The organism is Microvirga sesbaniae, assembly GCF_025460805.1.
GTDB lineage: Bacteria > Pseudomonadota > Alphaproteobacteria > Rhizobiales > Beijerinckiaceae > Microvirga > Microvirga sesbaniae.
This window is the reverse complement of the sequence record NZ_JAMXFJ010000012.1, coordinates 117564-137647: the sequence shown is the minus strand read 5'-3', so window position 1 is coordinate 137647 and position 20084 is coordinate 117564. Positions and strand designations below refer to the sequence as shown.

The 20084-nt window shown below is 68.7% G+C and carries 12 protein-coding genes; 10 read left to right on the top strand and 2 right to left on the bottom strand.

The features are described 5' to 3' along the window. Positions 1 to 88 precede the first annotated feature (88 nt). A complete protein-coding gene (locus tag OCW50_RS17565; protein ID WP_262298462.1) occupies positions 89 to 1510 on the top strand; it encodes a HAMP domain-containing sensor histidine kinase in 1422 nt (473 codons plus the stop codon). A 251-nt stretch (positions 1511 to 1761) separates the two neighbouring features. Next, the gene (locus OCW50_RS17560) at positions 1762 to 4713 is read left to right on the top strand and encodes a bifunctional [glutamine synthetase] adenylyltransferase/[glutamine synthetase]-adenylyl-L-tyrosine phosphorylase (protein WP_262298461.1); all 2952 of its coding nucleotides are present in this window, start codon (positions 1762 to 1764) and stop codon (positions 4711 to 4713) included. Between the two features lie 488 nt (positions 4714 to 5201). Here OCW50_RS17560 and OCW50_RS17555 read toward each other — a convergent pair whose 3' ends face one another. After that, positions 5202 to 7475: a PAS domain-containing sensor histidine kinase gene (locus OCW50_RS17555; protein WP_262271012.1), complete on the bottom strand. Its 2274-nt coding sequence runs from the start codon at positions 7473 to 7475 to the stop codon at positions 5202 to 5204. Between the two features lie 245 nt (positions 7476 to 7720). After that, complete coding sequence (gene pepN / locus OCW50_RS17550) at positions 7721 to 10402, bottom strand: aminopeptidase N (RefSeq protein WP_262298460.1); 2682 nt, start codon at positions 10400 to 10402, stop codon at positions 7721 to 7723. A gap of 210 nt (positions 10403 to 10612) precedes the next feature. On the opposite strand from pepN, the gene OCW50_RS17545 reads away from it, so the two are divergent. The 8 genes from OCW50_RS17545 (at position 10613) to dusA (ending at position 19156) form a co-directional block, all read left to right on the top strand. After that, positions 10613 to 11053 (top strand): VOC family protein, encoded by a 441-nt coding sequence (locus OCW50_RS17545; RefSeq protein WP_262298459.1) that lies wholly within the window; start codon positions 10613 to 10615, stop codon positions 11051 to 11053. A 147-nt stretch (positions 11054 to 11200) separates the two neighbouring features. Further along, positions 11201 to 12688 (top strand): xanthine dehydrogenase small subunit, encoded by a 1488-nt coding sequence (gene xdhA, locus OCW50_RS17540; protein ID WP_373371468.1) that lies wholly within the window; start codon positions 11201 to 11203, stop codon positions 12686 to 12688. A gap of 4 nt (positions 12689 to 12692) precedes the next feature. Next, entirely contained in the window at positions 12693 to 15023 is a 2331-nt protein-coding gene (gene xdhB / locus OCW50_RS17535) for a xanthine dehydrogenase molybdopterin binding subunit (RefSeq protein WP_262298457.1), read from the top strand. Continuing rightward, on the top strand, positions 15020 to 15997 hold the full coding sequence (xdhC, locus tag OCW50_RS17530) for a xanthine dehydrogenase accessory protein XdhC (RefSeq protein WP_262298456.1): 978 nt from the start codon (positions 15020 to 15022) through the stop codon (positions 15995 to 15997). Before xdhB ends, xdhC begins: the two co-directional genes overlap by 4 nt. A 327-nt stretch (positions 15998 to 16324) precedes the next feature. Further along, positions 16325 to 16801 carry a nucleoside deaminase gene (locus tag OCW50_RS17525; protein WP_262298455.1) on the top strand — a complete coding sequence of 159 codons (477 nt, stop codon included), beginning with the start codon at positions 16325 to 16327 and terminating at the stop codon, positions 16799 to 16801. A 53-nt stretch (positions 16802 to 16854) separates the two neighbouring features. Then, positions 16855 to 17520 (top strand): urease accessory protein UreE, encoded by a 666-nt coding sequence (locus tag OCW50_RS17520; protein WP_262298454.1) that lies wholly within the window; start codon positions 16855 to 16857, stop codon positions 17518 to 17520. A 29-nt stretch (positions 17521 to 17549) separates the two neighbouring features. Then, the gene (gene ybaK, locus OCW50_RS17515) at positions 17550 to 18020 is read left to right on the top strand and encodes a Cys-tRNA(Pro) deacylase (RefSeq protein WP_262298453.1); all 471 of its coding nucleotides are present in this window, start codon (positions 17550 to 17552) and stop codon (positions 18018 to 18020) included. A 125-nt stretch (positions 18021 to 18145) separates the two neighbouring features. After that, a complete protein-coding gene (dusA, locus tag OCW50_RS17510; RefSeq protein ID WP_262298452.1) occupies positions 18146 to 19156 on the top strand; it encodes a tRNA dihydrouridine(20/20a) synthase DusA in 1011 nt (336 codons plus the stop codon). Positions 19157 to 20084: the final 928 nt, after the last annotated feature.

Genomic DNA, 20084 nt, shown 5'->3' with positions numbered 1-20084 from the left:
CGAGGCCGGCCATGACGTCGCGGGTGAGACGACCGGAAAGAATGGTTCTCCCCGAGATCCGGAGAAGAGGCGAGGGCGGAGGCGCATCATGAGCGCCCTCGGCAAGCTCGTCCGGACGACGGCGTTCAAGCTGTCCCTGGCGTATCTCCTCATCTTCACCATCTTCGCCTTCGTGGGCCTGGGCTACGTGGCCTGGAACGCCCAGCGGCTGCTCACCGACCAGTTCGTGTCGACCATCGAGAGCGAGATCAACAGCCTGTCGGACCAGTACCGGTTCGGCGGCCTGCGCCGTCTCGTGAACATCGTCGAGCGGCGCTCGCGCGCGCCGGGCGCCATGCTCTATCTCGTCACGACGGAAGCGGGCGAGCGCGTCGCCGGCAACGTGGGGGCCCTGCCGCCCGGCGTGATCGGCCGCACGGGCCAGTTCGAGACGCTCTACAACCGCACGGACGAGACCGAGGCGCGGCCCGACATGGCGATCGTGCGCGTCTATCTCCTGCCGGGCGGGTTCAGGCTCCTGGTCGGGCGGGACATCGAGGAGCGCCGGCGCCTGCAGGAGGTGATCTACCGGGCCTTCTTCTATTCGCTGCTCTTCATCGTGGTGCTCGGCTGCGTCGGCGGCTGGTTCATCACGCGGCGCGTGCTCAAGCGCGTCGACGACATGACCGAGATCACGCGCCACATCATGACCGGCGACCTGGGCGGGCGGCTCAGGATCGCCGGAACCGGCGACGAGCTCGACCGCCTGGCGCAGAACCTCAACGACATGCTCGACCGCATCGGCGAGCTGATGCGCGGCATGCGGGAGGTCTCGGACAACATCGCCCACGACCTGAAGACGCCGCTCACGCGCCTGCGCAACAAGGCCGACGAGGCCCTGCGCACCGCGAGCACCCCCGACGAGCTGAAATCCGCCCTCGAGGCCACCATCGAGGAGAGCGACAACCTGATCCGCATCTTCAACGCGCTGCTCATGATCGCGCGGCTCGAGGCCGGCAACGCCCGCGAGGGGCTGGCGGATTTCGACGCCGCCGAGGCCGTGCGCGACGTGGCGGAGCTCTACGACGCCCTGGCCGAGGAGGCGGGCGTGTCGCTCACGGTCTCCGTCGAGGACGACCTGCCGGTCCACGGCAGCCGCGAGCTGCTGGGGCAGGCCATGGCGAACCTCCTCGACAACGCGCTGAAATACGGCTCCGCGGCCGGCGGCAAGCCGCAGACGATCGGCGTCTCGGCCCATCGCCGCGACGGCGAGGTGCGGATCGCGGTGGCCGACCGCGGCCCCGGCATCCCGGCCTCCGAGCGCGGCCGCGTGCTCGAGCGGTTCGTGCGCCTGGAGACCGCGCGCTCGCGCCCCGGGTTCGGCCTCGGCCTCAGCCTGGCGGCCGCCGTCGCAAGGCTTCACGGCGGCGCCCTGCTGCTGGAGGACAACGAGCCCGGCCTGCGGGTGATCCTGGCCATGCCCCTCAAGGCCGCCGAGCTGCCGCCCGCGCCCCTGCAATCGGCCGCGTGAGGACACCCTCCCGCGTCACGGCACCCTCCGCCCTTCCTGCCCCTCCCCATGTCATGGCCGGCCTTGTGCCGGCCATCCCGATCGGTAGGGCGCGGCGCCTCAAACAATCGGGATCACCGGGACAAGCCCGGTGATGACGGGGGAGTGGATCCTCGGGCCGAACGACGCGAAGGCGCGGCCGAACTTTTCGATTGCCTCCTCGGCTGCGGCGTGAACACTCAGGGGCCCCGCAGACACCCGATGGATTGGCCGTGCCGGACCCGACGAACTCCCTGCTCGAACGCCTGACGAAGGCCCCGCTGGTTTCGGATGCGAGGCGCGCCAAGGCGCAGCTGGCGGATTTCGTCAGGCGGATCCGGGACGAGCCCGAGGCCGAGGCGCTGGCGGGCGCTCTCGACGGCGGCCTGTTCCGCGACCTCCTGCTGGCGCTCGCCGATCACTCGCCCTTCCTCTGGCAGCTCGTGGTCAACGATCCGGCCCGGATCGCCGGGCTCGCCCTCGCGCCGCCGGAAGAGGCCCACCGGGCCATCGTCGAGAAACAATCCGGTCTGTTCCGCGAGGTGCGGTCCGGCGCCATGACGCGCAACGACGCCGTGCGGGCGTTCCGGCGGAACCGCAACGCCCATGCCCTGCTCGTGGCCCTGGCCGACATGGGCGGGCTCTGGAGCACGGAGCAGGTCACCCAGGCCCTGTCCGATTTCGCCGACGCGTCCGTGACCGGCGGCGTGAACCTGGTGCTGACCGAGGCGGCCGATCTCGGGCGCATCCGTCTCTCGGACCCCGATTCTCCCGGCGAGGGCTCCGGCTTCACGGTCCTGGCGCTCGGCAAGCACGGCGCCGGCGAGCTCAACTACTCGAGCGACATCGACCTGGTCATCTTCTTCGATCCCGACGCGACGGCCCTGAAGGACCCGTCGGAGGCCGCCACGGTCTACACGCGCATCGCCCAGCAGCTCGCCAAGCTCCTGCAGGAGCGCACGGCGGACGGCTACGTGCATCGGGTCGATTACCGCCTGCGCCCCGATCCGGGCTCCACGCCGACCGCCATGTCGTTGTCCTCCGCCTATGTCTACTACGAGACCGTCGGGCAGAACTGGGAGCGCGCCGCCTTCATCAAGGCGCGGCCCGTGGCGGGCGACCTCGCCCTCGGCGAGACCTTCCTGAAGGAGCTTCGCCCGTTCATCTGGCGCAAGTATTTCGACTTCGCGTCCATCGCCGACGTGCACGCCATGAAGCGCCAGATCCATGCGGTGCGCGGCCATGACGAGATCGCCGTCGCGGGTCACGACATCAAGCTCGGACGCGGGGGCATCCGCGAGATCGAGTTCTTCGTGCAGACCCAGCAGCTCGTCTTCGGCGGGCGCCGGCCGGCCCTGCGCGGGCGGCGGACCCTCGACATGCTCAAGGCCCTGCACGACGAGGGCTGGATCACCGACAGGGCGCGCGACGAGCTCTCCGACGCCTATCGCTTCCTGCGCACCATCGAGCACCGGCTGCAGATGGTGGCCGACGAGCAGACGCAGCGTCTGCCCGCGGACGAGGACGCGCTCAAGCGCTTCGCCCGGTTCTGCGGCTATCCCACCATCAAGGCCTTCGCCACGGCCCTGACCGATCAGGCCAAGATCGTGCAGGGTCATTACGCGCTCCTGTTCGAGGAGGGGCCGGAGCTCGCCTCCGATGCGGGAAGCCTCGTCTTCACCGGCACCGGCGACGATCCGGAAACCCTCGCCACGCTCCAGCGCCTCGGGTTCCGCGAGCCGGAGCGCGTGGCGGAAACGGTGCGCGGCTGGCATTTCGGCCGCCGTCCCGCGATCCAGAGCGCGCGGGCCCGCGAGGTCCTCACGGAGCTGACGCCGGCGCTGCTCTCGGCGCTCGGCGGCACCGCCGAACCCGACGGCGCCCTGGCCGCCCTCGACCGCGCCTTCGGCCGCATGCCGGCCGCCGTCGAGCTCCTCACCATCCTGCAATCCCACGACCGCCTGCGGCTCCTGTTCGCGGACCTGCTCGGCACCGCGCCCCGGCTCGCCGATACGGTCGCGCAGTCGCCGCACGTGCTCGACGCGCTCATCGACCCCGCCTTCGGCACGCCGGCCGTCGACGAGGCGACCGTCGAAAGCCAGGTCCGGCAGCTGATCGGCCCGCCGCGCGACTTCGAGGATTTTCTGGACCGGGTGCGCGACGCGGCGCGCCAGATGCGCTTCGTCACCGGGGCCCGGCTGCTCTCCGGGGTCGTCTCGCCGGCCCAGGCGGGCGAAGCCTATGCGGCCATCGCCCGCGCCGTGATCCGGGCCTCGTTCGACGCGGTGCGCCGGGCGTTCGAGGCCGAGCACGGCACGGTGCCGGGCGCCAGGATCGCGATCCTCGGCCTCGGGCGCCTGGGCAGCCGCGAGCTGACGGCGGGGTCCGACCTCGACCTGGTGGTGATCTACGATTTCGACGAGAACGCCCGCGAGAGCACGGGCGCCCGCAGCCTCGATGCGGTCGTCTACTTCACGCGCCTCACGCAGCGCCTGGTCTCGGCCCTCACGGTGCCGACCCGGCGCGGCCTGCTCTACGACGTGGACCTGCGCCTGCGGCCGCAGGGCGGCAAAGGCCCCGTGGCGTCGCAGTTCAAGGGCTTCGTGGCCTATCAGACGGGCGAGGCCGATCTCTGGGAGCACATGGCGCTCACCCGCGCCCGGGTGATCGCCGGCGACGACGCGTTCGGCGCCGAGGTGTCGGAATCCATCAGGGGGATCCTGGCGGCGCGGCGCGATCCGAAAAAGGTCTTCGCGGACGTGCGGTCCATGCGCGAGCTGATCGCCCAGGAGAAGGGCGACGCCGATCCGTGGGATCTCAAGCTCGCCCGGGGCGGCCTCACGGACCTCGACTTCATCGCGCAGGCGCTCGTGCTGGCCCATGCGCACGCGCATCCGTCGCTGATCGGATGTCCGACGGAAGCGGCCTTCGCGCAGGCTCAGGCCGAGGGCCTGCTGGACCGGGAGGCCGGGCGGAGCCTGATCGAGGCGCACAAGCTCCTCAACGACATCTTCCAGTGGCAGCGGCTGACCATCGAGGGCCGCTTCGACGCGGAATCCGTGCCGCAGCCGATCCTGAAACGGCTCGCCACGGTGGCGGGGCTGCCGAACGCCACCGTGCTGCTGTCGCATCTCGCCGAGCAGTATCGCCGCGTGGGGGACGTCTACCGCGAGGTGATGGGCTAGCGCATCGGACCCAAAAGTGGACCCACTTTTGGGATCGGATCCGATGCTCCCATCCTCAAGCAAAGCATCGTGCCGACGACCACCCGCCACGTCATCACCGGGCTCGTCCCACCCGCCACGTCATCACCGGCCCTTGCCACCTTTTCCACGTCATCACCGGGCTTGTCCCGGTGATCCCGATTGCTTGATGCGCCGCGCTCTTCCGATCGGGATGGCCGGCACAGGGCCGGCCATGACGTGGTGAGGGTGACGGGACGGGCGGAGGGTGGCGGGAAGGGCGGAGGGTGGCCATGACGTGGAGGGTGTTCGCACCGGGTCACACACACACCACGTCATCACCGGGCCTGTCCCGGTGATCCCGATCGTCTGAAGCGCCGCACCTCACCGCATCGGGATGGCCGGCACAGGGCCGGCCATGACGGGGGGAGGGTGGCGGGAAGGGCGGAGGGTGCCATGACGGACGCGGCCCTCCGGGTCCGTCCGATGCGCTAGGCGGCCGCGTCCGCGAGCGCGATGTCGGCGTTGGTGGCCTCGGTGAGCGGCAGGTGGACGAGCACGATGGTGCCGACGCCTTCCTGGCTCCTGATGCGCAGGCTGCCGCCATGGAGTTCCGCGAGGGAGCGGGCGATGGCGAGGCCGAGGCCCGAGCCCTTGTAGCTCTTCGAGAACTCGGTCTCGACCTGCTCGAAGGGCTGGCCGAGCTTGTGCAGGGCATGATCGGGAATGCCGATGCCGTTGTCCTCGACATAGATGTTGACGGCGTTGCCGGCCTGGCGCGTGCGCACCGTGATGCAGCCGCCCTCGCTGGTGAACTTCGTGGCGTTCTGGAGCAGGTTGACGAGGATCTGGTGCAGGGCGCGCTCGTCCGCCGGCACGATGATGTCCTCGGGGTTCACGTCTACCGTGACGGAGAGGTTCTTGGCCTTGGTCTGCTCGCCCACGAGCTTGAGGGCGCGCTGGATCGAGGAATGGACCTCGATCGGCTGCTTGGTGAGGGACGTGCGGCCGGCCTCGATGCGCGACATGTCGAGGATGTCGTTGATCACCGACAGGAGATATTCGCCGCTGGAGCGGATGTCGGAGCAGTATTCCTCGTATTTCTCGGAGCCGAGCGAGCCGAAGATGCCGCTCTGCATCACTTCCGCGAATCCGATGATGGCGTTGAGCGGCGTGCGCAGCTCGTGGCTCATGTTGGCGAGGAATTCGGACTTCGCCCGGTTGGCGCTCTCGGCCTGCGCCTTCTGGTCGAGATAGCGTTCGGCGAGATCGGCGAGCTGATGGGTCTGCGCCTCGAGCTTCTGGCGCGACTGCTTGAGGTCGAGAACGGTGGCGATGAGCTCCTTCTCGGACTCGACGAGGCGGTGCTCGTGGCGCTTGAGCGCCGTGATGTCGGTGCCGACCGACACGTAGCCGCCGTCCTTGGTGCGGCGCTCGTTGATCTGAAGCCAGCGCCCGTCCTGCAGGCGGGCCTCGAAGGTGCGCGCGCCCACATCCTGCTGCTCGCGGCGCAGGAACTGATGCTGCACCTCCGGCGGACGGCCGAGAGCCATGACCTCCGCGTAGGACTTGCCCTGGAGATTGGCGTCGGCCGGCAGCTCGTGGAGCTTCTGGAACTTCGAATTGCAGAGCACGAGGTTGTTGTTGGCGTCCCAGAGCACGAAGGCCTCGGAGATCGCCTCGATGGCGTCGTGCAGGCGGGCGTCGGCCTTGGCGGTCTTCTCCTCGAGGCCGCGCTGCTCGGTCACGTCCACGGCGATGCCGACCAGATGGCTCGCCGCGTCGTCCGGATCGTTCATCAGCTCGGCGCGGGCGCGCAGCCACACCCAGTCGCCCGAGATGCTGCGGATGCGGAACTCGTAGTCGACCAGGGAGGTGCTGGCGGAGGCGAGCTGCTCGGCCAGGGTGAAGAGATCCTGATCCTCGGGATGGATCATGGCGTTCACTTCGCCGAAGGACAGGAACTCGTCCTGGCGCTCGTAGCCGAGGAGCTCGTACATGGAATCGGACCAGTAGATGCGGCCGCGGCCGATGTCCCAGTCCCACAGGCCGCACCGGCCGCGGTTGAGCGCGGAATCGATCCGGTCGCGCACCTTCTCGCAGACCTCGTCGGCCGCGCGGGCGCGGTTCGCCTGCATCACGTAGGCGACCCCGATGCCGAGCAGGACCATGATCGTGGCGCCGAGCAGCGACACGTGCCCGATGGTGCGCGTCCACCAGCCGGACAGGATGTGCGGCATCGGCTGAACCAGCGCGATCTGGCCGGACGAGGCGTGCAGCGCGCGCACCGTGGCCATGCCTTCGGAGCCGCCGGGAAGCCTGATCGTCATGACGCCGGCGCGGTCGGCGAACAGCATCAGGGGCTGCGCTTCGCCGAGGATGTCCGTCAGCTTGGCCGGGGCCTCCTCCATGGGCGGGTGGACGGCCAGGACGGTGCCGGCCTGATCCACCAGCATGAGGGAGCGGTTCTGCGTCAGGGCGCTCGGCGGCATGTCCTTGGCGAGGCGCTCGAGCTGGGCGGCCGCCTGCGCGCGGTCGGCCGGGGCGCGGATGGCGCCGAGCTTCGCGGCCGAGAGCGACGCGATGATGTCGATGTCGTTGATGGCGTCGAACAGGGTGTCCTTGCGGCCGTCGCGGATCTGGATCCAGGCGCTGCCGGCCAGGGTGACGAGGAACAGGATCAGGAGCGCGGGAACGGCGAGCCTGAGCAGGGGCTCATATTGCTCGAGCCGTCGATAGGCCGGGTTCGCGTCTGATCGCGTCACCCCTAGAATCGTACCCGCGCGTGCGGGTACGCATGCGGTCACCGCCCCCGCCATGCGATGTTTCCTCCGGAACCATTTTCGTCCTGTTTCGGAGGACGTGCCGCATCTCTCCGAATCACTAACAATAGAATCTTGAGCGGGTGATTTGTCCAGTTAGTAGAACCCGAAGGTTAATAAAAAATTTCCCATCCCGCATTCCCTTGGGGAAATCTGGGACAACCCGGTAACCTCTTGAAACAAGGAGGTTATTTCGCCCCGCCTTCTTCCAGGGAACGGCTCACGATATCCCCTACATCGCGGGAAAGATTGGGCTTTTGCGCGATGGATCGGAGGGCCTGTTCGGCCTGCGCCCGGCGGGCGCCTTCCATCATCCGCCAGGTGCTGAAAGCGGTCAGGAGACGGGCCGCGAGCTGCGGGTTCAGCTCGTCCACGCGCAGCACGATGGAGGCCAGGAAGCGATAGCCCGCGCCGTCGGCCCGGTTGAACTGGACCTGGTTGAGCATGGCGAAGCTGCCGATGAGCGCGCGCACGCGATTGGGGTTGGAGATGGAGAAGGCCGGGTGCTGCATCAGCCCGGTGACCCGTTCCAGGGTGCCGTCCTCCGGGATCGCGGCCTGCAGGGTGAACCACTTGTCGAGCACGAGCGGCTCGTTGCGGTAGCGGTCGCCGAACCGGGCGATGGCCTCCTCGCGCACGGCGCCGGGCAGGGTGGTCAGAACGCTCAGGGAGGCGAGCCGGTCGGTCATGTTGCTCGCCGATTCGAGCTGCCGCACGGCGAGCGCCTCGCCGGTGCCCGCATCGGCCGCGGCGAGAAGGTCGAGGCACGCGTTGCGCAGGGAGCGCCGTCCGGCGCTGGCCGCGTCGGGACTGTAGGGACCGGAATCGCTCAGGGCGTCGTAGAAGCGCTGCAGGGGCTGCGCGCAGCTCCGGCCAATCCGCTGGCGCATCTGCGAGCGCGCCCGGTGGATCGCGTCGGGGTTCACGTCCTGCCCGATCTCCTGCGCCACGTCGGCCTCGCTGGGAAGCGTGACCACGAGCGCCGCGAAGGCCGGATCGGCGAGGGCGTCCCTGCCCATGAAGGAGCACAGCGCCCCCGACAGGGCGCCGATATCCTGGTCGGCCGCGTCGACGCCCTTCGCCAGGCCGACCAGCAGGCGCATGGCCACGGTCTGGGCGGCCTGCCAGCGGTTGAACGCATCCGTATCGTGCCGGAGGAGGACCAGCAGCTCCTCGTTCGGAAGGTCGAGCGACAGCTTCACCGGGGCCGAGAAGCCCCGGAGCAGGGACGGAACGGGCCGGGACGTCACGCCCGTGAAGGTGATGCTGTCCTGGGGCTTGTCGAACAGGAAGACGCCGCGGGAATCCAGGCGCGCGCAGGCGGCGTTCGCCCACGAGCCGTCCTGAGCCGAGTCGTCCTGAGCCGAGCCGTCCTGAGCCACAAGCCCGAGCGCCACCGGGATCGCCATGGCGCCCTTCTCCGGCTGGCCGGGGGTCGGGGGCGTGCTCTGGGTGAAATCGAGGCGGAACGTCTTCGCGTCCGGGTCGTGGTGTCCCTTCACCGTGACCCTGGGCGTGCCGGACTGCTCGTACCAGCGGGCGAAGTGGGACAGATCCCGGCCGGTCACCTCCGCGAAGGCGGAGAGGAAATCCTCGACCGTGGCGGCCGTGCCGTCGCAGCGCTCGAAATAGACATCCATGCCGCGCCGGAAATCGGCCTCGCCGATGATCGTCCTGAGCATGCGGACGATCTCGGCGCCCTTCTCGTAGACCGTGGCCGTGTAGAAATTGTTGATCTCGCGATACTGGGTCGGGCGCACCGGATGGGCGAGCGGGCTCGCATCCTCCAGGAACTGGCGCGCCCTCAAGGTCTTCACCTCGGCGATGCGGTGCACCGGGCGGGAGCGCTCGTCCGAGGAGAATTCCTGGTCGCGGAAGACCGTCAGGCCCTCCTTCAGGCACAGCTGGAACCAGTCGCGGCAGGTCACCCGGTTTCCGGTCCAGTTGTGGAAGTACTCGTGCGCGATGATCGCCTCGATATGGGCGTAGTCCATGTCGGTCGCGGTCTCGGGGCTCGCCAGGACGTATTTGTCGTTGAAGATGTTGAGACCCTTGTTCTCCATCGCGCCCATGTTGAAGTCGGACACGGCCACGATGTTGAACACGTCGAGATCGTATTCGCGGCCGAACACCCGCTCGTCCCAGCGCATGGAGCGCTCGAGCGCGTCGAGGGCGTAATCGGCGCGGCTCTCCTTGCCGGGCTCCACGTAGATCGCGAGGTCCACCGCGCGCCCGCTCATGGTCGTGAAGGTCTTGGAGACCCGCCCGAGGCGCCCGCCCACGAGGGCGAACAGGTAGGACGGCTTCGGGTGCGGATCGTGCCAGACGGCATAATGCCGGTCGGACCCGTCGACGACCCCGCCCGCGACCGGGTTGCCGTTGCCGAGAAGCACCGGAGCGTCCTCGCGGTCCGCTTCGATCCGGGTGGTGTAGACGGCCATGACGTCGGGCCGGTCGAGGAAATAGGTGATGCGCCTGAAGCCCTCGGCTTCGCACTGCGTGCAGTAATTGCCGCCCGACCGGTAGAGGCCCATGAGCTTGGTGTTGGCCGTCGGGTTGATCTCGGTCTCGATGGTGAGCGTGAACGGCTGGCGCGGCGCCTGGGCGATGGTGAGGGATTGGGGAGAGGCCTCGAATTCCTCCGCCGACAGGGAGCGTCCGTTCAGGGCCAGCGCCTTCAGGTTCAGCTCGTCGCCGTCGAGCACCAGGGGGGCGTCCGGACGTCCCTCGGGGTTGGGCCTCATGGTCAGGGTCGCCACGACCCTGGTGGCGGTGGGATGGAGTCCCACGTCGAGCTCGACGCGGTCGATCAGGAAGTCGCTGGGCCGGTAATCCTCGAGGCGGACGATCTGCTGAGTGTCGGTGCGCATCAAATACCCGCGTGAAACAAGGTTTCGTCGAAAGCAAGGGCCTTGGGAAGCGCCTCGGGAGAACGACCTTCGGTCTGCTCGAAGCAGCCTTCATAAGAGGCCATGCGATCTTGAGCAAATCCAAGGCTTTTTCCGCGCGAGAAAAAGGTACCTCTTGAACTCTCCGGCAATTACGCCATGACCTATCCCCGGCCCATAAGGAATGTGACCATGGAATACCTGCACACGATGGTTCGCGTGTCGAACCTCGACGAATCCCTCGATTTCTTCGTCAACAAGTTCGGGCTCGTCGAGGTCCGTCGGACGGACAACGAGAAGGGGCGCTACACCCTCGTGTTCCTGGCGGCTCCCAACGACGTCGAGAAGTCGAAGGACTCGAAGGCCCCGCTGCTGGAGCTCACCTACAACTGGGACGAGAACGAATACGCGGGCGGCCGCAACTTCGGTCATCTCGCCTATCGGGTCGACGACATCTACGCGTTCTGCCAGAAGCTGATGGACGCGGGCGTCACCATCAACCGTCCGCCCCGCGACGGCTATATGGCCTTCGTCAAGACCCCGGACAACATCTCGATCGAGCTTTTGCAGCGCGGCGAACCCAAACCGGTGCAGGAGCCCTGGGCGTCCATGCCCAACACGGGCACCTGGTAGGCCGCGCCCGCGCGGCTTTTTTCCGGAGCTTCGGGACCGCCGGCCTTCGGGCCGGCGGTCCCCTTGGCGACGCTCCCCTTGGCGAAAAGCCCTTGCTCCGCCATTCTACCCGGCCCACCATAACAAGGCCGGGTCAACCGGCGGAGGATCATTGTGGTACGAGACACAATCCGCTTCTGGCGGAACGGACAGGCGGTCGAGGTTTCAGGCTTTCACCCGCGCACCATGCTTCTGGACTACTTAAGGCTTCAGGAGCGTCGCGTCGGCACCAAGGAGGGTTGCGCGGAGGGCGATTGCGGCGCCTGCACCGTGGCCCTGGGCCGGGTCAGGGGCGGGCGCGTCCGTTACGAACCCGTCAATGCCTGCATCCTGCTCCTCGGCCAGGTCGACGGGGCGGAGCTCGTGACCGTCGAGGATCTCGCGGCGAGCGGCGAGCTGCACCCCGTGCAGTCCGCCCTGGTGGCGCATCACGGATCCCAGTGCGGCTTCTGCACCCCCGGGATCGTGATGAGCCTCTTCACCCTCTATCACGAGGGCGAGCGGCCCTTGAGCCGGGAGAGCGCCAACGATGCGCTGGCCGGCAATCTCTGCCGCTGCACCGGCTACCGGCCGATCGTCGATGCGACCCTGCAAGCCTGCGGCGGACCGGCCGACGATTCGTTCGCGGCGAGGAGCGGGCCGACTGCGCAAGGTCTCGCGAGCCTTGCCGATGGGCGCGACGTCTTCGTCGGCGACGAGACCCGCTTCTTCGCCGCGCCCGCGAGCGAGGCCTCCCTGGCGGAGCTGTATGGGCGGCATCCCGATGCGACCCTGGTGGCCGGCTGCACCGATGTGGGGCTGTGGATCACCAAGGCCATGATGGAGATCGAGAAGATCATCTGGCTCGGGCGCGTGGCCGGTCTCGATCTCGTCGAGGATTCCCCGGAGGCGCTCGGCATCGGCGCCACCGTGTCGCACGCAGCCATCCATCCCGCCCTCGCGCGGATCGACCCGGATCTCGGCGAGGTGATGCGCCGCTTCGGCTCGGCGCAGGTGCGCGCCTCGGGAACCGTCGGCGGCAGCATCGCCAACGGGTCGCCCATCGGCGACCTCGCGCCGGTCTTCATCGCGCTCGGCGCGGCGCTGGCGCTGCGCCGCGGCGAGGCGACGCGCACCCTGGCGCTCGAGGATTTCTTCATCGCCTATCGCCGGCAGGACCGGCTGCCGGGCGAGTTCGTGCGCCGGGTGAGCGTGCCGAAGCTCAAGGCCGACGAAGCCTTCCGCGCGTACAAGATCTCGAAGCGTTTCGACGAGGACATCTCGTCGGTGCTCGGCGCCTTCAAGTTCACCCTCGACGGGCGGCGCATCGTGGCCGCCCGCATCGCGTTCGGCGGCATGGCCGGCACCCCGAAGCGCGCCGCCGAGACGGAGCGGGCGCTGGCGGGCGTGTCCCTGGACGAGCCCGGGTCCTGGGGAGACGCCATGGCGGCCATCGCGCGCGACTACCAGCCCCTCGACGACCACCGGGCCTCGTCGGCGTACCGCGCGACGGTCGCGCGCAACCTGGTCTTCAAGGCCTTGAGCGAAACGGCGTCGGGCGACACGCGGGCGACGCGGATCGTCGGCCGGCGCGAAGCCCTTCAGGCGGCGGAGTAGGCCCATGAACGCACCCGCCAAGCCGATGATCGAAGCGGAGGTCCTTCGCCACGTCCGCCAGCCGCTCCCGCACGATTCCGGCCTCAAGCACGTGCAGGGCTCGGCGCAGTACATCGACGACATCCGCGAGCCGGACGGCACCCTGCATGTGGCCGTCGGGCAGTCGCCGAAGGCGCGCGGGCGCCTCGTGTCCCTGGACGTGTCCGCCGTGCGCGCCGTGCCCGGGGTCGTGGCGGTGCTCACCGCGGCCGACATCCCCGGCAAGAACGACGTGTCGCCGGCCTTCGGCGACGATCCGCTCTTCGCCGACACCGCCATCGGCTTTCTCGGCCAGGCTCTCTTCGCCGTGGTGGCGACGAGCCGCGACGTGGCGCGCCGCGCCGTCAAGCAGGCCGTGATGGCGATCGACGCGGAGGCTCCCAGCATCACGGTCGAGGACGCCCTCGAGCGCGGCGAGACCGTGCTGCCCGATTACGCCTATGGCCGCGGCGATCCGGAGGCCGCCATCGGGCAGGCGCCTTTCCGGCTGGACGGCCGGTTCCGGGTGGGCGGGCAGGAACACTTCTATCTCGAAGGGCAGATCGCCCTGGCGGTCCCGGGCGAGGACGGGGACATCCATGTCTATTCCTCGACCCAGCACCCGACGGAAGTGCAGCACGTGGTGGCCCGCGTGCTCGACATTCCGGACGCCTATGTCACCTGCGAGACGCGCCGCATGGGCGGCGGCTTCGGCGGCAAGGAAAGCCAGGCGACGCAATGGGCCGTGACGGCCGCCCTCGCGGCCCGCGCGACGGGCCGGCCGTGCAAGCTGCGCCTCGACCGGGACGACGATTTCATCCTCACCGGCAAGCGCCACGATTTCCGCTGCGACTGGTCGGTCGGCTTCGACCGCGACGGGCGCATCCGGGGTTACGCGGTCGATCTGCTCGCCCGCTGCGGCTATTCGGCGGATCTCTCCAGCGGCGTGGTCGACCGGGCCATGTTCCATGCGGACAACGCCTATTGGATGCCGGCCGTGCGCATCGCGTCGAAGCGGCTCAAGACCAACACGGTGTCGAACACCGCGTTCCGCGGCTTCGGCGGCCCGCAGGGCATGCTCGCCATCGAGCACGTGATGGACCGGATCGCCTGGGCGACGGGGCGCGACCCGCTCGACGTGCGTTATGCGAACTTCTACCGCGAGGCCGAAAACGTCACCCCCTACGGCATGGAGGTCGAGGAGACCGATACGCTCCTCAACCTCGTGCGCACCCTCGAGCAGACCTCGAACTACCGCGCGCGCCGCGAGGAGATCGCCGCCTTCAACGCGTCCTCGCCGATCATGAAGCGCGGCCTCGCGCTCACGCCGGTGAAGTTCGGCATCAGCTTCACGCTCACCCACATGAACCAGGCCGGCGCCCTGGTGCACGTGTATCAGGACGGGTCCGTGCATCTGAACCACGGCGGCACCGAGATGGGGCAGGGGCTCTACGTCAAGGTGGCGCAGGTCGTGGCCGAGGAATTCGGCATCGCCCTGGAGCGCGTGCGCATCACGGCGACCACCACCGCGAAGGTGCCGAACACCTCGCCGACCGCCGCGTCCTCCGGGTCCGATCTTAACGGCATGGCGGCGCGCGTCGCCGCCGGGGCGATCAAGCGGCGCATGACCGCCCACGCGGCCGAGGCCTATGGGGTTCCGGAGGATCAGATCGCGTTCCGCGACGACCGGGTCTTCGTCGGCAACCAGAGCCTGGCCTTCGACGAACTGGCGAAGAAATGCATCGCGGCCCGCGTGCCGCTCTCGGAGGCCGGGCACTACAAGACGCCGAAGATCACCTGGGACCGCGCCAAGGGGACGGGGCGGCCGTTCTTCTACTTCGCCTACGGGGCGGCCTGCTCGGAGGTAATCGTCGATACGCTCACGGGCGAGAACCGCCTGCTGCGCGCCGACATCCTCCACGATGTGGGCCGCTCGCTCAATCCGGCCATCGACATCGGCCAGATCGAGGGCGGCTTCGTGCAGGGCATGGGCTGGCTCACCACCGAGGAGCTGGTCTTCAGCCGGGACGGGCGCCTGCTCACCCACGCCCCCTCGACCTACAAGATCCCGGTGGCCTCCGACGTGCCGGCGGATTTCACCGTGGCGCTCTATCCCAACGAGAACCGGGAGGAGACGATCTATCGCTCCAAGGCCGTGGGCGAGCCGCCGATCATGCTGGCGAACAGCGTGTTCTGCGCCCTCGCCGACGCGGTCCATGCGCTCGACCCCGCGCGGCCCGTGCCGCTCGACGCCCCCGCGACGCCCGAGGCGATCCTGCGGGCCTGCGAGGCGCTGCGCGGGAGGCCGATGGGGTGAGGGTCTGGCGCCAGCTCACCGATCTCGTGACGCGGCACGGCTCCGCCGCCCTCATCACCGTGCATGACGTGAAAGGCTCCGCGCCCCGGGAGGCGGGCGCCCGCATGGCGGTGCGGCCCGACGGGGCCTTCCACGGCACCATCGGGGGCGGGCAGCTCGAATTCCGCATGCTCGACATCGCCCGCGAGATGCTGACGGCCGGGCGCGGGCCGGCCAGGATCGTCGACCAGGCGCTGGGGCCCGATCTCGGCCAGTGCTGCGGCGGCCGGGTCAAGATCCTGATCGAGACCTTCGACGGGCGCGATCTCGAGGATCTGGCCCCCCTGGTCGAAGCGGAGGCCGGCGGCGGGGCGTTCGTGGTCGAGTGCCGGCTGGAGGAGGGGCGCGTCAGGCGCGAATTCGCCTCCGCGGTGGGCGACGACCGCTGGACGGGCTGGCGCGAGACCCACGGCGAGGCGCGCACGCCCGTTCTCGTGTTCGGCGCCGGCCATGTGGGGCGCGCGCTCGTCCTCTCCCTGGCGCCGCTCCCGTTCGCCGTGCGCTGGCTCGACGACCGGGAGGACGCGTTTCCGGCCCATCTCCCGGCGAACGCCCGGGCGGTGCGCCTGCGCGACCCGCAGGCCGAGATCGCCGGGGCCGATCCCGCCGCCCTGGTCCTCGTCATGACCCACGACCATCCCCTCGACCTGGCGATCACGGCCGCGGCCCTGAGGCGGGACTTCCCCTATGTGGGCCTCATCGGCAGCGCCACGAAGCGGGCGCGCTTCGAGAAGCAGTTCCGGGAGCTGCATCTGCCGGACGAGAGGATCCGCGCGCTGGTCTGCCCCATCGGGCTCGCCGGCATCGTGGACAAGGACCCGGCCGTCATCGCGGCGTCCGTGACGGCGCAGCTTTTGCAGGTTCGGGAGAGGATCGCGTCGCGCCCCCCTCCCGCCCCCACACACACCACGTCATCACCGGGCTCGTCCCGGTGATCCCGCTACGGTGAGGCTCGGCGCTTCAAACAATCGGGATGGCCGGCACAAGGCCGGCCATGACGTGGGGAGGGGATCATCACCCGCTCGCCCCACCCTCCACGTCATCACCGGGCTTGTCCCGGTGATCCCGATACGGTGAAGCGCGGCGCTTCAAACAATCGGGATGGCCGGCACACGGCCGGCCATGACGTGCGGAGGGTCGTGGGGAGGGTCGTGCGTAGGGTGGCGTCATGGCCGGCACAAGCCCGGCCATGACGTGGGGAGGGTGTCGAAATTCTCTCGCCTCCCGGGCCCCCAAACGGTACACAGGCGGTCATGAGCACCATGAAGACCGACGATCAGCGCTACCTGGCGCGCGCCATCGAGTTGTCCCGCGAGCATATGGACCGGGGGGCCGGCGGGCCGTTCGGCGCCGTGGTCGTGCGCGACGGGGCGATCCTGGCCGAGGGCTGGAACCAGGTCACGTCCGCCAACGACCCGACGGCCCATGCCGAGGTCACGGCGATCCGCCGCGCCTGTCAGGAAATCGGCGACTTCTCCCTCGAAGGCGCCACGCTCTACACGAGCTGCGAGCCGTGCCCCATGTGCCTCGCCTCCGCCTATTGGGCCCGGGTGAGCCGCATCGTCTTCGCCAATACCCGGCAGGACGCCGCCGATATCGGCTTCGACGACAGCCTGATCTACGACGAGATCCCCAAGCCCATCCCGGAGCGCATCCTGCCCATGGACCACCTGCCGAGCCTGGAGGCGCGGGCGGTGTTTGACGCCTGGGCGGACAAGGACGACAAGGTCGCCTATTAATATCCTGCTGCGCTGCCTATCTGATCCTCACCGACATTCACCGAGACCCGCCCATGCCCCGCGTCACCACCATCGTCCGCAAGCCCGCCGTGAAGGCCGACCGCGTCGTCGACACCATCGCCCTCGACCACGAGGCCCGCAACCGTCGCCAGGGGAGCCTGCGGGCCGAGGGCGGGACCGAGATCCTGCTCGACCTCGACATGGACACCACGGTCAACGACGGCGACGCCCTGCGGCTCGAGGACGGACGGCTCGTCCAGGTGACGGCGGCGGCCGAGCCGCTCCTGGAGGTGAGGGCCGAGAACCCGTTGCGTCTCACGCGCCTCGCCTGGCATCTCGGCAGCAGCCATGGCCTGGTCGAGGTCACGGCGGACGCCCTCTATGTGGAGAACGATCCGGCGGTGGCCGAGCTCGTGCGCGGCCAGGGCTGCACGGCCACGCCGGTGGAGCGCCCCTTCCGGCCCGAGCGCAGCGCCCATGTGTGCGATCACGACCACGGCCATCACCATCATGGCCACGGCCATGCCGAGAGCCACGCCCATGCGCATGCGCACGGCCACGACCACCACGATCATGGCCACAAGCACGACCACGACCACCATGACCACGACCATCACCACGACCATGGGCATCACCACGATCACGGGCATCACGATCACGGGCCGGGCTGCGGATGCGGCGGCCATCACCCTCATCACGGGCACAAGCACGATCACTGATCGCGCCTGACGCTTCCCACGCCACGATCATGTCGAAGACCACCCGCGCGACCCAGGCGCTGCAGCAGGCCGGAATCGCCTTCACGGTCCACGCCTACGATTACGACCCGAACGCGGAGCGCATCGGCCTGCAGGCGGCCGAGGCCATGGAGGCCGATCCCGCGAGCGTGCTCAAGACCCTGATGGTGCTGGTGGACAACCGCCCGGCCTGCGTGATCCTGCCCTCCGACCGGGAGGTGAACCTGAAAAAGCTCGCGGCCGCCCTCGGCGGCAAGGCGGCCCAGATGATGAAGCCCGCGGATGCGGAGCGCATCACCGGGTACCATGTGGGCGGCATCAGCCCGTTCGGCCAGAAGAAGCGCGTGCCGACCGTGCTCGAGCAATCGGCGCTCGACCGCGGCGAGGTGTTCATGAACGGCGGCCAGCGGGGCCTTCAGGTGAGGCTCGATCCCCGCGCGGCGGCGGCCGTGCTGGACGCGACGATCGCCAGGGTGGTGTGAGCTCTCCGGCGCCGTCGCGGCCATCCCTGTCCCGGCCCCGGCCGGGCTCGCGGTGATTTGCCTTGCGCCCGTCGTCCCCCTATGAAAGGGCCGTTTCCCGAACCCGACCGATGGCTTTGCCGACGATGACCCGACACTTTCTCTCCGTGGCCCCCATGATGGACTGGACCGACCGGCATTGCCGGGCGTTCCATCGCGTCCTGTCGCGTCGCGCGCGGCTCTATACGGAGATGGTCACCACGGGGGCGGTGATCCACGGGCCGCGGGAGCGGCTTCTGGGCTTCGATCCCTCGGAGCATCCGGTGGCGGTGCAGCTGGGCGGTTCCAGCCCGGACGAGCTGGCGCAGGCCGCCAGGATCTGCGCCGATTTCGGCTATGACGAGATCAACCTCAATGTGGGCTGCCCGTCCGACCGGGTGCAGAACGGCCGCTTCGGCGCCTGCCTGATGCAGGAGCCCGCCCTGGTGGGCGCGTGCGTGGCCGCCATGAAGGCCGTCGTGTCCCTGCCGGTGACGGTGAAGTGCCGGATCGGCGTCGACGACCAGGACCCGGAAGAGGCCCTGGACCGGCTCACCGAGAGCGTGGTGGCGGCGGGCTGCGACGCGCTGACGGTCCATGCCCGCAAGGCCTGGCTCCAGGGGCTCTCGCCGAAGGAGAACCGGGACATCCCGCCCCTCGACTACCCGCGCGTCTATCGCCTCAAGGCGGCCCGGCCCGACCTGCCGGTCGCGGTCAACGGCGGCATCGGGACCTGGGACGAGATCCGCCGGCACCTGACCCATGTGGACGGGGTCATGCTGGGCCGGGTCGCCTATCATGAGCCCGAGATCCTGCTCGGCGTCGACCGGGCGCTTCACGGCGAGGAGCCGCCGGTGGCGGACGGCTTCGAGGCCGTGGAAGCCTACGAGCCCTATATCGCGTCGCATCTCGACAGGGGCGAGCGCCTGAGCAGCATCACCCGCCATATGCTGGGGCTCTTCGCCGGACGTCCGGGAGCGCGGGCCTACCGGCGCCATCTCGCTACGGAAGCCGTCAAGCCGGGCGCCGGTCTCGCGACCCTGCGCGAAGCGGTGGCGCATGTCTCCCGCGACGTCTCCCGGACGGCTCAGCCCCAGGTCCCGGCCGACGCGGCCTGAGGGCCCGTGCCGGGACGAGGGCCTGCGGGTCCGGCGGCCATCGGGTGATTCCCTAGAGGCAGAGCTTCCAACTGGCTGAAATACAAACAGATTTCGACAGAATCATCAGTAAACGCAACTCTGTTACTCTGGGGCGGGACGGAGCGTTAGGTCCAATCATCGGTTGAAAAATGGCAGTCGATCAACACGAAGTTTGATCGGCGGACAATCGACGATTGATCGAGACGTGTTCGCGTGAACTCGGAATTGCAAAATGATATTTCAATTCATTTCGTGCTTTACACGAACGTTATGATATTTATTCTTGTTCATGAGAGTTCAACAACTCTGGAGATGGTCTCTAGGGAAACTCTCGTAAAGCAATGCAAAAGGGGAATATAATGCTCGTTCACATCTATCCTTCCTCTGAGTATCCGGCTGCTCGCTACCCGGAACAGCTTCCCCGTTAAGGCGATGGGGCGCGGTCATGATCCCGGATGACCGAACACTCATCATCGAAACTTGATTGCATGAAGACAGGAGCTCCTTCAGGTCACGAAGGAGCTCCTTTTTGTACGATGCGCTCTTCAAAAAGTGGAGCCTCGGACCATCGGGACGGCCGGCGCAGGCCCATCGCACCCACCACGTCATCACCGGGCTCGTCCCGGTGATCCCGATACGAGAGGCGCGGCGCTCTTCTGATCGGGATGGCCGGGACAAGCCCGGCCATGACGTTGGGAGGGTGTTGTCGCCGGCCCTTGCCACCTTCTCCACGTCATCACCGGGCTCGTCCCGGTGATCTTGATACGAGAGGCGCCGCGTCCTTCCAATCGGGATGGCCGGCACAAGGCCGGCCATGACGGGGGAGGGTGGCGGGAAGGGCGGAGGCGGCCATGACGTGGGAAGGTCACGCCACAGCGATGGTCACCCACCCCGTCATCACCGGGCT

What these genes read in the sequence shown, in the direction of transcription:
- OCW50_RS17565 (WP_262298462.1), top strand. Translation starts at nt 89, where the DNA reads ATGAGCGCCCTCGGCAAGCTCGTCCGGACGACGGCGTTCAAGCTGTCC.
- pepN (WP_262298460.1), bottom strand. Translation starts at nt 10,402, where the DNA reads ATGCGCACCGACACTCAGCAGATCGTCCGCCTCGAGGATTACCGGCCC.
- OCW50_RS17545 (WP_262298459.1), top strand. Translation starts at nt 10,613, where the DNA reads ATGGAATACCTGCACACGATGGTTCGCGTGTCGAACCTCGACGAATCC.
- xdhB (WP_262298457.1), top strand. Translation starts at nt 12,693, where the DNA reads ATGAACGCACCCGCCAAGCCGATGATCGAAGCGGAGGTCCTTCGCCAC.
- OCW50_RS17525 (WP_262298455.1), top strand. Translation starts at nt 16,325, where the DNA reads ATGAAGACCGACGATCAGCGCTACCTGGCGCGCGCCATCGAGTTGTCC.
- OCW50_RS17520 (WP_262298454.1), top strand. Translation starts at nt 16,855, where the DNA reads ATGCCCCGCGTCACCACCATCGTCCGCAAGCCCGCCGTGAAGGCCGAC.
- ybaK (WP_262298453.1), top strand. Translation starts at nt 17,550, where the DNA reads ATGTCGAAGACCACCCGCGCGACCCAGGCGCTGCAGCAGGCCGGAATC.
- dusA (WP_262298452.1), top strand. Translation starts at nt 18,146, where the DNA reads ATGACCCGACACTTTCTCTCCGTGGCCCCCATGATGGACTGGACCGAC.